Annotated in this window: 12 protein-coding genes; 5 read left to right on the plus strand and 7 right to left on the minus strand. The window is 60.2% G+C overall.

Annotated elements, in window-relative coordinates:
• The first annotated feature begins 91 nt into the window (after positions 1–91).
• Positions 92–1,057, plus strand: coding sequence for a hypothetical protein (locus tag U0O11_RS01965; protein ID WP_324691360.1), 966 nt, complete (start codon positions 92–94; stop codon positions 1,055–1,057).
• Between the two features lie 122 nt (positions 1,058–1,179).
• On the opposite strand, the gene U0O11_RS01970 is transcribed toward U0O11_RS01965, so the two are convergent.
• From U0O11_RS01970 to U0O11_RS01990, 5 genes are all read right to left on the minus strand, one after another.
• The gene (locus tag U0O11_RS01970) at positions 1,180–1,827 is read right to left on the minus strand and encodes a hypothetical protein (protein ID WP_324691363.1); all 648 of its coding nucleotides are present in this window, start codon (positions 1,825–1,827) and stop codon (positions 1,180–1,182) included.
• Positions 1,824–3,017 carry a DUF3500 domain-containing protein gene (locus U0O11_RS01975; protein WP_324691366.1) on the minus strand — a complete coding sequence of 398 codons (1,194 nt, stop codon included), beginning with the start codon at positions 3,015–3,017 and terminating at the stop codon, positions 1,824–1,826. The genes U0O11_RS01970 and U0O11_RS01975 overlap by 4 nt, the downstream gene beginning before the upstream one ends.
• 142 nt (positions 3,018–3,159) lie before the next feature.
• Entirely contained in the window at positions 3,160–4,050 is an 891-nt protein-coding gene (locus U0O11_RS01980) for a pseudouridine synthase (protein WP_324691369.1), read from the minus strand.
• 244 nt (positions 4,051–4,294) lie between these two features.
• Positions 4,295–4,609: a hypothetical protein gene (locus U0O11_RS01985; protein ID WP_043333722.1), complete on the minus strand. Its 315-nt coding sequence runs from the start codon at positions 4,607–4,609 to the stop codon at positions 4,295–4,297.
• Between the two features lie 203 nt (positions 4,610–4,812).
• On the minus strand, positions 4,813–5,157 hold the full coding sequence (locus U0O11_RS01990) for a hypothetical protein (RefSeq protein ID WP_043333723.1): 345 nt from the start codon (positions 5,155–5,157) through the stop codon (positions 4,813–4,815).
• A gap of 554 nt (positions 5,158–5,711) precedes the next feature.
• Here U0O11_RS01990 and U0O11_RS01995 point away from each other — a divergent pair.
• Positions 5,712–6,146: a hypothetical protein gene (locus U0O11_RS01995; RefSeq protein ID WP_043333725.1), complete on the plus strand. Its 435-nt coding sequence runs from the start codon at positions 5,712–5,714 to the stop codon at positions 6,144–6,146.
• Positions 6,147–6,488: 342 nt separating this feature from the next.
• Here U0O11_RS01995 and U0O11_RS02000 read toward each other — a convergent pair whose 3' ends face one another.
• Entirely contained in the window at positions 6,489–8,102 is a 1,614-nt protein-coding gene (locus tag U0O11_RS02000; protein ID WP_324691375.1) for a hypothetical protein, read from the minus strand.
• Between the two features lie 1,094 nt (positions 8,103–9,196).
• Here U0O11_RS02000 and dbpA point away from each other — a divergent pair.
• From dbpA to U0O11_RS02015, 3 genes are all read left to right on the plus strand, one after another.
• Positions 9,197–10,597, plus strand: coding sequence for an ATP-dependent RNA helicase DbpA (gene dbpA / locus U0O11_RS02005; RefSeq protein ID WP_324691377.1), 1,401 nt, complete (start codon positions 9,197–9,199; stop codon positions 10,595–10,597).
• 229 nt (positions 10,598–10,826) lie between these two features.
• On the plus strand, positions 10,827–11,399 hold the full coding sequence (locus tag U0O11_RS02010) for a GNAT family N-acetyltransferase (protein WP_054555319.1): 573 nt from the start codon (positions 10,827–10,829) through the stop codon (positions 11,397–11,399).
• Positions 11,400–11,585: 186 nt separating this feature from the next.
• Positions 11,586–11,753, plus strand: coding sequence for a hypothetical protein (locus tag U0O11_RS02015; protein ID WP_166019763.1), 168 nt, complete (start codon positions 11,586–11,588; stop codon positions 11,751–11,753).
• Positions 11,754–11,874: 121 nt separating this feature from the next.
• Here U0O11_RS02015 and U0O11_RS02020 read toward each other — a convergent pair whose 3' ends face one another.
• Positions 11,875–13,233: a NarK family nitrate/nitrite MFS transporter gene (locus tag U0O11_RS02020; RefSeq protein WP_324691381.1), complete on the minus strand. Its 1,359-nt coding sequence runs from the start codon at positions 13,231–13,233 to the stop codon at positions 11,875–11,877.
• Between the last annotated feature and the right edge of the window lie 395 nt (positions 13,234–13,628).

A 13,628-nucleotide genomic window follows, 5' to 3' on the forward strand; every position in this document is an offset into this window, starting at 1 on the left:
GGGCTTTTTTGTGTATATAGTACACTTATATTAATGCCATGATTCGTAGTTAATATTATTGATGTGCCGTGTTTTATGCTGAGGTGATATTATGGAATTTATTTTTATAACTGCTTTGCATAATTTCTCAATAATAGAGGGGTTGCATAATGGTGATAAGATTGGAGATGGGATAAAGATAACAAATGACTCTAACGTAAAATCTACTTTTGTAAACGAAAGTTTAAAGCCAATGATTGGTGCTATTGAATACAACCACCTTAAGACTACGGAAGTATTTCTGTATTCATCTGAGAAGGTCTCATCAGAAGCAGATCCAATAGCCTACCTAACCTCTAAGATGTATACTGTTCAAGATTTCCTAATGGCTTCTTGGTTAAAGAGTGATAATAGCATTAACTTTGAGCTTTGTTTTTTGGTATCTAAAGGAGCCAGGAATTATAATGTAACCAGTAATTTTCTATCCCATAAATATCACTCTGCAGATGGTAGTGATATCAGCGTAAGGTTATCTAGAAAGAAACTCCAAGAAATTCGTAAAATACATGTAGAGAGGCTTGGTATAAAAAGCAGCCAGGCGCCTGTAGCAGACGCTCAGTTTTCACGCGATAATTCAAGACTTGGCAGAGCTTTAACATGGATGAATATGGCTAGAGGTAATTTCGATTTCTCAATAAGAGTTGCTAATTTTTGTACTGCGCTCGAAACACTTTTTTCGACATCTAATAGTGAAATTGCTCATCAGCTTTCAGAACGGGTTGCTATATTTCTCGAAGACAATCCAGAAGGTAGACTTGTTGTATTCAAAAAAATAAAGAAGGCTTATGATTTAAGATCGAAAACCATACATGGTTCAACAACTACTCAAACACCTTCTAAGAATCCTAAAGATATTTCGGTTGATATCGAGGAAATATCAAAAAGGGTGGTTTTTAAGATCATTGAGAATGACAAGATTTTTGAAGATTTTAATAAGCCTGATGATCAGCTTGGTATTATTTTACTTTCAATGATTATAAGTGGAAGAACCCCGGTGGATAGATTTGTATCTATATAGTGTTGTTTATGAAATATTGTTTATTGTGTTATAAAACTTGTCTCGTAAGCAAAAAGCCCTTCTGGCCATTGGCTGGAAGGGCTTTTTTGTGGGTGCGATTCAGGAAACGCTTACCGCTTTGCTCATTCCTGCTTGGCTGGCGCCTGCCTGGCTTTCTGCAGATTCAGCCGTACGCCGTGGGCGGAGTGGAAGAAGCCGAAGTCGGCCATCAGGCGGGTGCCGCCTGCGGGAGTTTGCCATTCGACTTCGGCGCGGTGATTGCGGACTTCGTGCATCACGGCGTCGTATTTCAGCAGCAGTGAGTCGGGTAAGGCGCCTTTGTAGCTCAGGTTCCACTGGGTGACGACCAGCAGGTAGTCGCCGAGTTGTGGCTGATAGGTGGAGGTGAGATGCGCCTCGGTGAGCGTCAGCGGTAGCGTGTCGCCGTCCTTGGTGAGTGCCAGGTGCTGACTGAGATAGTCGCCGAGCTGATCTGTCAGCGCCTGCGCCAAGGGAGCATCGGACTTGGCGTCACCAAGCGCTGCCAGTTGTGGCGCGGCGATCAGCAGATCTTCACGCGGGAACTGGAGAGTGAGCTTGAGCGTGTGCTGCGGCTGCTGCTCAAAGAGGAGCGTGCTGCCGGGCAGGGCATGGGCGTGAGCCGTCTGGACGATGCCCATGCCGCTGACTCCCATGCCGCTGATTCCCCTACCATTGCCGCCAAGCATGGCTCCGCCGATCATCACCGCGAGCGTGAGCAGCGCCGCGCGCCACGGTGAGCAGCGGATCATTCGGTCTGGCCGCCGTAGTCGTCGGTGCGGTCACGCCATACCGAGTGCGGATGGTTGCCGACCTTGTCGGTGGACTTGTTGGACTGCAACGAGAATTCGATCCACAACGACGGGCCGTGTATGCGCACATAATCGTTTTCGGCGCTGACCTGCGGCGTGCCGGAGAAGCCGAGATAGGTCTCGGGAAGTTCGGAGGTGTACTTCTCCATGTAGGCCGCGGCTTCGGGGGCGGAGATATCGTCCACGTAGGACTCGATGGCTGTCAGCAGCAGCGCTTGCTGCTCATCATCCAGCTCGGAGACCGGCAGGCCTTCATAGCTATCGGGGATGGCATCGTCGGCCTGGGGGCCAGCGAGGATATCGCGATAGGTGCCTTCCAGCGTGGCCTTAGCCTGCTGGTCATCGGAGAGCGAGCTCAACAGGGTGGCGAAGGCATCGCGCTCCTGGGTCAGCGGCTCGTTCACGCGGCCGTTCATCTCGAAATAGGGGAAGGGTTCCACACCACGGAAGGAGGGCGTGGCACCGGCCAGCTTGCCGTCGATGTAGGTGTTGGCGAAGGCCATGTGGTGGCCGCCGTAGTACAGCTCCCAGGTGCCGGTCTCGCCGGGCGTGCCGAGGAAGGCGAACTTGGTGTTGTAGGAGGAGTAACCGGCCTTGTAGTCGGTGCTGACGGTGTTGATGTAGTCATCGGCGTTGAGCGTCTGGAGCATCTCGTCGAAGCCTTCGTCGGGCGCGTGGCCGGTGGCTTCCAGCATGATGGCTTTGACGAGGCCGCGCTGCTTGATGTTCAGCTCGCCCAGCAGCACGCCGGGGCGTTTCGGGAAGGCGCCAGCGGGCAGATTGCTCCAGTTCTCGGCCTCAGCGAGGGAGTAGTCATGCTGCAGGTTCTGCAGGATGTCATCGTCGGAGATATCCGCCTTGAGCAGATCAATCAGGCACAACATGCGCTCATAACCGGGTGTGTCGCCGCACTCGGCGGCGCTCAGGGGGATGGGCACGCTCTGCATCTGGGTGCTGGTATCGCCCATGCGCGCGCGCAGTGCCTCGCTCAGGGCCTGGTCTTCCGCTGACATCGGCGGCGGGCCATCGTGATCGGGCGGCGGCCCGTCGTGCCCTTGTTGTGCGAGGACGGGGAAGGACAGGAGCGCGGCCAGCGCGGCTCCTCCGGTCACTGCGAGACGTCGGGACATCGATGGGCCTATTTTCCGGGGACAGGAGGAAAACCTTAGCCCGCCTGACGTTGAGCAGGAAGCCTTCGGCAGATGATTTCTTTGTGCACATGCCGGGGCCTGTGCGTCGGCTGGCGACGACAGCTACGGGCCATGTCACGGCTCACGCCAGTGTCAGATCACCGTCGTATTCGAAGCGTCTTGCCTCGCCGGTGACGGGGTCAATGAACTCGAATCCCTTGGAGAGCAGCTGCAAGGGGCGCGCGTAGTCATCCGGCGAGAGCGGTTGCAGCACGGGGTAGTAGCGGTCATTCAAAATCGGCCAGCCCAGCGTCTGCATATGCACGCGTAGCTGGTGGGTTCTGCCGGTGACAGGATGCAGCTCGAACAATGCCTGGCGGTCTGTCTGCTGCACGCAGCGAATCACCGAGTGGCTGTTGGCCGCGCCGTCGGTGACATGAATGCGGAAGCGTTGCTCGCTCTGCTCGAGACGATTCTTCACCTCCCACTGCTGGCCCACCAGGGACTCATCGCTGTGTGTCTCGGCGATGGCCTGATAGGTCTTGTGGATATTCCGCGACTTGAACAGCTGATGGTAGAGGGAGCGCGTGTCGGGATTGACGGAGCACAGCACCAGCCCCGCCGTGACTCTATCCAGCCGATGCACCGCCTGCAGCGCCTCTATCCCGGCGCGCTTGCGCAGTCGCTGCTGCAGGCACTCGTTCACGTACAGGCCGCCGGGCGTCACCGGCAGAAAGTGCGGCTTGTAGGCCACCAGAATGTGCTCATCCTGATAGAGAATCCGCTCCGCGAAGGGAATGCTCGGCTCGCTTGCCACCTCGCGGTAATAGAACACGCGCAGGTGCGGCTGGTAGGGCGACTCTGGCGTAATCCGCGAGCCATCATCGCGATGCACCTTGCCCTCGGCCATGCGCTCGCGCCAGCGTGACTCGGCAATCGCCGGAAACTTGAGCAGCAGATACTCCAGCACCGTCGTCACACCGGGATTGACCTGCGGCAGGCTCAGCTTGGAAGGACGCGCGGAAATGGACATGGTGGGCCTGAGGTTGGGAGGAGCGGCTTGAGGGAGCCATTGTACAGGGTGAGGTGGAGAGCGGCGTTGTCAGTATTTTTGGCGCTGTTATAGGTAGGGAGAGCTGGGGCCAGAGGTGTGATCAAGGCGCTGATATAAAACATCAAAAAAGCCCTCCCGGCATCGCCGGGAGGGCTTTTTCATGCGTCTTGCGGACTACGTTCACCGATGGGTTGATCTGCGGGGTTCTACTGAGATCAGACCGTTACATCGGGTGTTGCTCTTCTTCGTAGAGCTCGGCCTTGGCGTCGCGTAGGACATCTTCGCAGGCGCTGTGGTTGGCCAGTTGCAGCATCAGATTCTGGCTGAGGGCAAAGCCCTTGCCCAGGCAGGTGTCGACCTCTTCGCGGGTGAGCGCCGGGGTGACATTGCAGTCAATCTTCATCGTACGACTACCGCCATCAAAGCGGTCGGCGAGGGCGCGCAAGCGCCAGGCAAGCCGTGTTTTCCAGCGGGCGGTGGGGTCGGGGCCTTCCGTCACGTCGAGCGTGCAACGCCATTCAGGTTTGTAGACCTTCATGTGAACCTCCTCGGCTGGTCGTTTTCAATGATCGATCGTGATGTTCTGCTCCGCGTGCTGTGCTTGATGTCGTGCCTTGTTGCTCGTACCAGAAATGCGTTCCAGTCGTGCATATGACAGTCGTGCTCGAGGCTCGCGCGTCATCTTGATCGACGACAGGCCGAGCCTCTCTCTCACCATACGAGTTTTGGCGCCGAGATACATCAGTCTGAGTGTAAACGTTGCTTATCCTGATGTATCTGCAACAGCTGCTCCAGCGCCAGATGCAGCCAGTCGAAAGTATCAAGGGGCCTCACGACCCGCGCTGGCTCGCCACTTTGTGCAGCGGTGGCGGGGCTGTCAGGCGGAGTGTGCTCGCCCAGCAGCTCCGCCAGGCTCTCGATCTGGATGCCTTCGCGTAATGCGAATGTCTCAAGCTCGCCGCTGGCCAGCCAGATCTCCTGAATCACCGTCGGCACCGCACTCATGGCACAGGCGTAGTCGAGAATCTCGCCGCGCTCACGTTCTGCTGCAATGCGCGCGGCATGCGCCAGCAGTTGGGCGCTCAAGGCCGGAAAGCGCGCCTTGGCAATGCGGGCCGGCAGATGCGAGTCGCCAGGCCCGGGCGCTTGCCAGCGGCGCAGTAATGGAGGGGGCTTGATTGAAGAGCCCGGTATTGAAGCGTCTGACGACACACAATCAGACGGATGATCAGTCTTGGAGGCCATGTGGATAAACTCCAGAGCGAAGGGCGAACCGGCAGGCCGGTCGAGGGGCGAGGGTCAAGGGTCAAGGGCCCAAGGTCAGGGCGAGGTAGCAAGGCGCTAGCCACTGATGAATCAGACAGCGAGAAAGGCAGAGTGTTGGAGGCGGGCGAGTCAGCGCCTCTTGCGCGGCAGTCACTGCTGCTGTTTTGCCCAACAATGGCAGCTCGCGGATGCTAAACCCGCAGATGAAGCAGGCGTTTGCGCCAAGGAGTCATGAGGCGGGGTGGGGCTGCCAAGTGATTAATTTTGCGAGAAAAAACATCAATCAATGCAACCAGACGGCCACTTGGTGCGTACACAGCAGCACGTGCCCGCTGCGTTGCAGCGCTGGCCCATTCCCCCTGGAGAGAATTGACATGACGAAGTACGCCGATCGAATCCGCATTTCCCTGTTGCTGCTGCGCCTCGGGGTCTTCCTCGTGATCACGATGTGGACACTGGACAAGTTCTTCAATCCTGGCCACGCCGCCGCCATCTTCGAGAAGTTCTATGCCATCGGTGGCATGGGCGAGGGTATCGTCATCGCGATTGCCGTCATCGAGATGGTGTTGTTGCTGCTGTTCGTCACCGGGGTGAAGAAGACCCTCACCTACGGTCTGGTGCTGTTGCTGCACGCCGGGTCTACCTTCTCTGCCTTCAAGCAGTATCTGGACCCGTTCGATCACCTGCTGTTCTTCGCCGCCTGGCCGATGCTGGCCGCCTGTGTCGCGCTGTTCATGCTGCGCGAGATCGACACCTGCTTCACCCTCGGTGGCAAGCAGGCGCGTCTTGAGGAAGAAGCGGCACGCTAAGTGCCCGTGGCCGAGCTGGCTGCAAGGCTCGGCCAAAGCCCTTGCTGAGATGACACACAAAAGCGCCGCTCGGGACATGCCCGGGCGGCGCTTTTGTGTGGGGAGGTATCGCCATCGTGCGTCTTCGTGTGGCCTTTCTTGCTTGCGCCGGGGAGAGTGGGGGCTCCAGCGTCGTTATGTGTGGTTTCTTGTTATGTTTATCCAAAAGGCAATCAGTTGGCTTATGTGCAGATGGCAAGGCCCATGATTGTGTCTTCTGTGCTCCATAATCGGCATTACGTAATCATCTGATGGCAAGGCCCACAGGCAGCACTGTGCTTGCTCAGGTCACGTCATGCCTTGCTACGCCATGCGGGATTTCTGCTGCAGGCCCAGTGAGTCACTCAGCACCTTGAGGGCGCTGGAGAAATCCTCGGCGTCGCTCGCCTGTGCGAGACTCTCCGCGCTGGCTTTCTCACTGACGACACTGTTTGCGATGGTCTTGTCGCTGGTCTTGTCGCTAGCGCTGGGCATTCCACTGCCGCTGACGCTGGCCATGCCGCGATCGCTGGCGATCACCTGACCGACGGAGTGAGCAGTGTCGCTGCCGAGCGCGTCGTCACTGGCGTTGCGCGCAATGATGGCGTGGAGGGCCGGCAGGCTGGCGTGATTGTGGAACTGCCAGACGCCGTAGATGCGGCCATCGAAGGAGGCTTCACTGCCCAGCGTCGGGTCGACGGCGAGCCCGGCGCCCAGCCCGAACATGTAGAGGCCCGCAAGACGCTGGCCGTGGATGTCGCAGGGGTTGCCGTTGGCATCGGAATCCAGCCCGCCATTCACCTCACGCAGCGTGATGGGCTGATGATGGGCGTCGCTGATGGTGGGCAGAATCGGCTGATAGCCGTTGCACTGCACCACGATGGGCGCGTCGGCGAGCACTTCGCTGGCCAGTTCCAGGCGTTGGGCACTGCCGGGGCCGGTCTGCACCAGCTGGATGTCCATCGCGCACTCTTCGATGCGGCCGGTGGCCAGTATTTCCTGACCGATGGCCAGTGCCCGGTAGCGCAGCCCACCGGAACGGTTGATGCGACCGCTGATCGGGCACACATCGCGCTCGGCATCGTAGTGATAGCCTGCGGCGCGCGCTTCTTCGGCGTTCTCGAAGAACAGCCGAATCGGCGAGCGATGCAGCAGGGTGATCTCCTTGACGCGGGTATTGCGCAGCGCGTCGGCCAGCACGTCGAGCATCGAGAAGGCGCTGTGCGAGCCACCCACCACACAGACGCGACCACCACGGCGCAGACGCGGCAGCAGCAGGCTGCGCAGCTGTCCCGGCGGCATGCGCAACAGCTCATCGCCGCTGTAGATGCGTGCGCGCCGCGACGGCGTCAGGCCCTGACGATTGAGGCTCTGGGTCAGTTGCTCCGGGCACTGCTGGCCGCCCAGATTGAGCACCAGATTCTCGGTGCGCAGCCGCGACGTGCGCTGGGCCACTTCCGGTTCATGCGAGAGGGTCAGAATGCTGGTGCCGTCGAGGTACTGCAGCGTGTCCAGGCTGGTGCCGCACCACATCTCGACGCCCGGTAGGGCGGTGATGTGCGCCAATACCAGCGCACTGGCGGCTTCCAGCAGCTCGCCGATCTCATCGAGTCGCGGGGAGGAGTAGGGATCGGCCCGGATTCGCTCCAGGCAGGGTTCGCCTTCGAGCGGGGCCAGCACGTCGGCGAGTGCCGGGTCGCGCAGGCAGTCGAGGAACACATCGCCGACCGAGTTGGCGGTGATGCGATATTCGCCCAGCCGACCAGCGCCAAGCTTGCCGCTGGCGTGGGTACCGCCGGCATCGAGAATCAACAGTCCGTGGCGGGCCAGTGTCGTGATCTGGCCTGTCTTGAGGGCATTGAACAGAAATCCCATGCCTGCCGGGCCGACACCGGCCACGATACATCCGTAGCCCGTGATTCTTGAGAGGTCCTTCATGTCGTCTTGCTCCCTGGGTCGTAGTGACATCTTGTGGCTGTTTCGGTAGAGAGGTGTGATCCCCTCTGACAGCTGGCGGCTTGAAGACTGCGCCGCTCTATTGCTGCTCCCCTGTTGTCGGGGCAGCGGTGACCGTGGTGTTGCGGGTGGCAAAGATCGCCTGTCCGTGCGATATCATTTGCTCTTTGGCGTGCTATTACAGCAACTTGCATGCGTGTGGTGTCGCGCATTGCAGCGATGAAGCTGCAGGATTCACGTCAATGGTGTTTCCAAGGTGTTGCCGGTTCTGAGTGCCGGCGACCTGTGCCTTGCGTCGGGCTTGATGACAGGTTTCATGGCCTGCGTGATGAGCGGCTTCGCACTAGCTGTCAGTACGCTTGCAACGATCCAATTCGGGAGACCACCCCGAGATCGAAAACGCCTGTGCGGCACGGACAGCAGTTCGCTATCTGCAAGTCATTGATATTCATGACATAGATTCAGATTTAGTCTCTGGGCGCGCAGCGGCACCACTGCGGCAGCCGAGCAGTAGCCGAGCGGTATCCAGCAGCACATCACTGATGAGAGGTGGCATTCCTCATACCCGGTATGGGGGTGGGCCCATCTCGGTATGCGCCAATCCTGGTGTGTCATTGGCACTGATAGTCTGAGGCAGATAACAAGAACGTCTTGATGATTATCCCGTCACGAATGTCGGCGCCATTTTCGTGAAGTGCGCTGCAGGAAATGCACGGCGTGAAATATGCAGCGACTCAGCCACCGCCTGATATGGGATTTCGTGACTTGCCAACTGACCGTTGGCCATTTTGTTTAATTAACGATAATTAATAAATGATATTTGGCGGGAATCGAATCCTGTCGTGACGAAAATCATGCTTTGAGTTGAGTCACATTCGAGCTGGCTCATACGGTGTGCTGAGAGGTGAGTCTGGCGGGCAAGAGAGGGCGTTGCTAAAAAAGGCTATCTCACCTGGGGAGCCGGTATCAGGCGCTGGCATCCGTGGCAGGCGTTAGTGGCCACGCTCTGCTATGCTCTGCGCCCGCGCGTAAGCCCGTTCGGCTCGTGCCTGTTCATCGATTGAAGGAATGTCCCCGTGACTGACGCCACCGCCACCCCTGCCTTTGCCTCTCTGGCGCTGGCGCCCGAGCTGCTCGACAACCTCGCCACGCTCGAATATCACACCATGACGCCGATTCAGGCGCAGAGCCTGCCGCCGATGCTGCAAGGCCGCGATGTCATCGCCCAGGGCCAGACCGGCTCCGGCAAGACCGCTGCCTTCGGCCTGGGGCTGCTGTCACGCCTCAAGGTCTCGCGCTTCCGTGTGCAGTCACTGGTGCTGTGTCCGACACGTGAGCTGGCCGATCAGGTCGCCGGCGAGATCCGTCGTCTGGCGCGCGGCCTGCACAACGTCAAGGTGCTGACCCTTTGCGGCGGCGCGCCCTTCGGCCCGCAGCTGGGCTCGCTGGAACACGGCGCGCACATCATCGTCGGCACGCCGGGGCGCGTGGATGAGCACCTGCGCAAGGGCAGCCTGAGCCTGGTCGAACTCAATACCCTGGTGCTGGATGAAGCCGACCGCATGCTCGACATGGGCTTCGCCGAAGTGCTGGATGCCATCGTCGCCGAGACCCCGGAAGAGCGTCAGACGCTGCTGTTTAGCGCGACCTTCGCCGATGGCGTGCGTCCGATCGCCGAGCGCATGCTGCGTGATCCGGTCAGCATCGAGGTGGCCTCCACCCACGATGACAGCAGCATCCGTCAGCTGTTTCACCGTGTCGCCGATGACGAGGCGCGTTTCGAGGCGCTGCGTATCCTGCTGCTCAAGTACCGCCCGGAATCCAGCGTGGTGTTCTGCAACACCAAGCGTCAGGCGCAGGAAGTCAGCGACGCACTCAATGAGCACGGCTTCAGTGCCATGGCGCTGCACGGTGACCTCGAACAGCGCGAGCGTGACCAGACGCTGGTGATGTTCGCCAACAAGAGCACCTCGATCCTGGTGGCCACCGACGTCGCGGCGCGCGGACTGGATATCGATGCGCTGGATGCGGTGTTCAACTACCAGATCGCGCGTGATCTCGACGCCCACGTGCACCGTGTCGGGCGTACCGGCCGTGCCGGCAGCTCCGGCATCGCCTGCACGCTTTACACCGAGAAGGAAGACTATCGTCTGACCAAGCTGGGTGAATTCCTCGAGCAGACGCTGGAAGCCGAGCCGCTGCCCTCGAAAAGCATGCTGACGCGCGAGCCGTTCCATGCGCGCATGGCGACGCTGCAGATCGACGGTGGCAAGAAGGACAAGCTGCGCCCCGGCGATATCCTCGGCGCGCTGACCGGTGACGGCGGCCTGGAAGGCAGCAAGATCGGCAAGATCAAGGTACTGGCGCGGACCACCTTCCTCGCCGTGGAGCGTGATGTCGCCAAGTCGGCACTCACCCAGCTGATGAACGGCAAGCTCAAGGGGCGCTCCTTCCGCGCGCGTCGTCTCAAGAGCTGAGGCGGGCAGCGTCGGTGACGTGTCTGACCGGTATCGGCGAGAACCCTGAGAGGGACTGAACCAGTCTTTTCATCTGCCATGCGACCTTGATATCACCCCAAGCGATGCCCGCCACCACGGCGGGCATCGTGCTTTTTGAGCAGCAGATTGACGCTCGCAGCCGCTGCGGGCGGTGGCTAAGCTTGAGGTAACGTCCCTGGCCATCAGGGCGCTGATCCGGTACCTCGTGATGACTGCCAACGCCGTCGATAATCTTCGCATTCGTGAAGAACGTCTCATTGATCATGAGCGCATCTACCGCATTCATGAATCCGTCTTTGCCGGCCATCGTGAAGCGCGCCTGGGTGATAGATTGCGTCGAGGCAATCTGGCGCAGATCTCGCTGGTGGCCGAGCGTGTCACCGACCCGGAAACCGGCCGTCACCTCAGCGAAGGCGAGGGCGGCCTGCTGGGGCATGTGATGGTGTCGCGGGTGGAGCTTTCCGGCTACCCGGACCGCGTGCTGATGGCGCTGGCGCCGCTGGCGGTGCTGCCCCAGCATCAGCGTCACGGCATCGGCAAGCGGCTGGTGATCTCGGCGGTCAAGCGCTGCCGGCTGCTGGGGGCGGGGGCTGTGGTGGCGGCAGGCCATGCGGATTTCTATACCCATCTGGGCTTTCATCCGGCGTGTCATTACGGGCTCTACTGCCATCATGACGACGTGCCGGGTTCCTTCGTCGCCTTCGAGCTGCTGCCGGACTATCTGGAGGGGCTGGGCGGTGAAGTGCAGTTTCCCGATACCTTCTCTGAGCTGGGTATCTGAGCAGCCTTGAGCGGTTGAGCTGAACAGCCCTGAGCGATTGGTTTTGATCAGCAACAGGCAACTCGGCGTTGCGTGACCCTTGAAACGGCAAGGCTCCCGCTCCATGTCATAGGTAACACCACGTGGCAGCCTGCGTGTGATGGCAGCTGTCGCGTCATTCCGACCGATGATTCAAGGAGAGACATCATGAAGCTCAAGACTCTGGGTAGTTCGCTGATGATTGCCATGCTCGGTCTCGGTGGCCTGTCGCTCGCCGGTTGCGAGGACGAAGGCCCGATGGAGAAGGCTGGCGAGAAGATGGACAACGCCGTCGAGGAAGCCGGTGATAGCGTCGAGAACGCCACCGATAGCTGAGGCTCGGCTGCCAGCGCTGCGATGAGTCGCCGCTGACCTGAGCTGTCGCCAGACACAAGAAGGCCCCGCCTCCCATGAGGCGGGGCCTTCTTGTGTTTGGCGCGGGGCGAAGGAAGTCCGCTTATGCCGAGGCGGGCTGCTGCTCGCTCTGCTGCTTGCGGTCCGCGACGGCGGCGTCGTAGGCGCGGCTTTCCTCGGCTTCGGTGGCGGCGCTGAAGCGCACCAGCAGCGCGAACAGCGAGATCACGATCACGCCCATGCCCAGGTACATCAGGCCTTCCTGGTAGGTCAGCTCCTCACTGCGGAACAGGAAGCCCGCGGCGACCGCGCCTGCGTTGCCGCCCGCACCGACGATACCGGCGACCGCGCCGAGTGCCTTGCGATTGACGAAGGGCACGATGCCGAAGGTCGCGCCTTCCGCCATCTGCACGAAGAGGCTGAAGACCAGCATGATGCCGATGGCCACCGCGAGGGTTTCCATCTGGGCGAAGCCGACCAGCGCGACGCCTTCACACAGCAGCGCGATGAACAGCCAGCGTACGCGGCCCTTGAGGCCGGACTGGCGGGCGAAGAGATCAGAAAACACGCCGCCCAGGGTGCGGGCGAACAGGTTCATCAGGCCGAACAGGCCCGCGATGAGACCGGCGGTGGCAAGATCGAGATCGAAGTGATCGAAGAAGTAGATGGCGGCGACGTTGTTGATGGTCAGCTCGACTCCGAAGCAGGCGCCATAGACGAGGAACAGGGCCCAGACGCGGATGTCGCGTGCCGCCGCGCCGAAGGTGGCGCGCATGCTGTATTCCTTCTCGGCCTTGGGCAGCTCACCGCGCTCACGCAGCTCGCTGAAGTTGCCGTCCGGCGCATCCTGGGTGAACAAGTAGTAGGCGATACCGGTCAGGAACAGCACGATGCCCGGCACGACCATCGCCAGACGCCAGCCCAGGGTCTGCTCGACGCCCAGCATCAGCAGGCCGGCCATCACCAGCGGCATCAGCATCTGGGTGGTGCCGCCGCCCAGGTTGCCCCAGCCCGCGGTGGTGGCGTTGGCGGTGCCGACCACGTTGGGGCCGAACATCACGGAGGTGTGGTACTGAGTGATGACGAAGGAGGCGCCGATGGCACCGATGGCCAGACGGGCCAGGAAGAAGGATTCGAAGCTGTCGGCGAAGCCGATGCACATCACCGGCAGCGAGCCGAGGCACAGCAGCCAGGTGTAGGCCTTGCGTGGCCCGATGCGATCACACAGCACGCCGATGGCGAGGCGCACGATCACCGTGATGGCGACGGAGGCGATGATGGTGTTGCCGATCTGGGTCTTGGTCAGGCCGAGGTCGTCACGCACCACGGCCATCAGCGGCGCGATGCCGAACCAGCCGAAGAAGCAGACGTGGAAGGCGAACCACGACATGTGGAAGGCGCGCATTTGCGGGGTGTTGAAGCTGAACAGCCGGATGCGGCTGGCCTTGTTGCGGATATCCATGAGTGGGCTCCTGATTCAGCGTCGGTGCCGGGCACGAAGTCAGGTGTGCTCGGCGAGTGGTCGAACGGCTGTGAATGAACGACAGCAAGGGCGCCTCGTCATTGAGGGGCCTGGTTCGACGCACTCGTACTCCGAAGAGCCTGGTCCACGTCATGGATAGCGATGGCAGCAGTCGGTGATGCCATGGTTGCCGGCAGCAGAGCGTCTGTGCGGCAAGTGACAGGAACAAAGCAAGTAGCGCGCCAGTTGCGGGGGTGTGGGCGGGACAAGTCCCAGAAGATCAATGGCTTGGCGAGGACAGTGGGTTGGCACGCGCAGGCCGTGTCCCGGGCTGGACGCGCGCCCGATGCGCGCTGGCGGTGCGTCAGCAAGGCGCGAGGTACCAGTCTGGCGCA

Origin of the sequence: Cobetia sp. D5 (genome assembly GCF_035666195.1) — a bacterium.
In the GTDB taxonomy this organism is placed as follows: Bacteria; Pseudomonadota; Gammaproteobacteria; order Pseudomonadales; family Halomonadaceae; genus Cobetia; species Cobetia amphilecti.

Excerpts from the sequence above, each read along its gene's own strand:
- U0O11_RS02010 (WP_054555319.1), top strand. The coding sequence starts at position 10,827 with ATGACTGCCAACGCCGTCGATAATCTTCGCATTCGTGAAGAACGTCTC.
- U0O11_RS01970 (WP_324691363.1), bottom strand. The coding sequence starts at position 1,827 with ATGATCCGCTGCTCACCGTGGCGCGCGGCGCTGCTCACGCTCGCGGTG.
- U0O11_RS02000 (WP_324691375.1), bottom strand. The coding sequence starts at position 8,102 with ATGAAGGACCTCTCAAGAATCACGGGCTACGGATGTATCGTGGCCGGT.
- U0O11_RS01965 (WP_324691360.1), top strand. The coding sequence starts at position 92 with ATGGAATTTATTTTTATAACTGCTTTGCATAATTTCTCAATAATAGAG.
- U0O11_RS01975 (WP_324691366.1), bottom strand. The coding sequence starts at position 3,017 with ATGTCCCGACGTCTCGCAGTGACCGGAGGAGCCGCGCTGGCCGCGCTC.
- U0O11_RS02020 (WP_324691381.1), bottom strand. The coding sequence starts at position 13,233 with ATGGATATCCGCAACAAGGCCAGCCGCATCCGGCTGTTCAGCTTCAAC.
- U0O11_RS01995 (WP_043333725.1), top strand. The coding sequence starts at position 5,712 with ATGACGAAGTACGCCGATCGAATCCGCATTTCCCTGTTGCTGCTGCGC.
- U0O11_RS02015 (WP_166019763.1), top strand. The coding sequence starts at position 11,586 with ATGAAGCTCAAGACTCTGGGTAGTTCGCTGATGATTGCCATGCTCGGT.
- U0O11_RS01980 (WP_324691369.1), bottom strand. The coding sequence starts at position 4,050 with ATGTCCATTTCCGCGCGTCCTTCCAAGCTGAGCCTGCCGCAGGTCAAT.
- U0O11_RS01985 (WP_043333722.1), bottom strand. The coding sequence starts at position 4,609 with ATGAAGGTCTACAAACCTGAATGGCGTTGCACGCTCGACGTGACGGAA.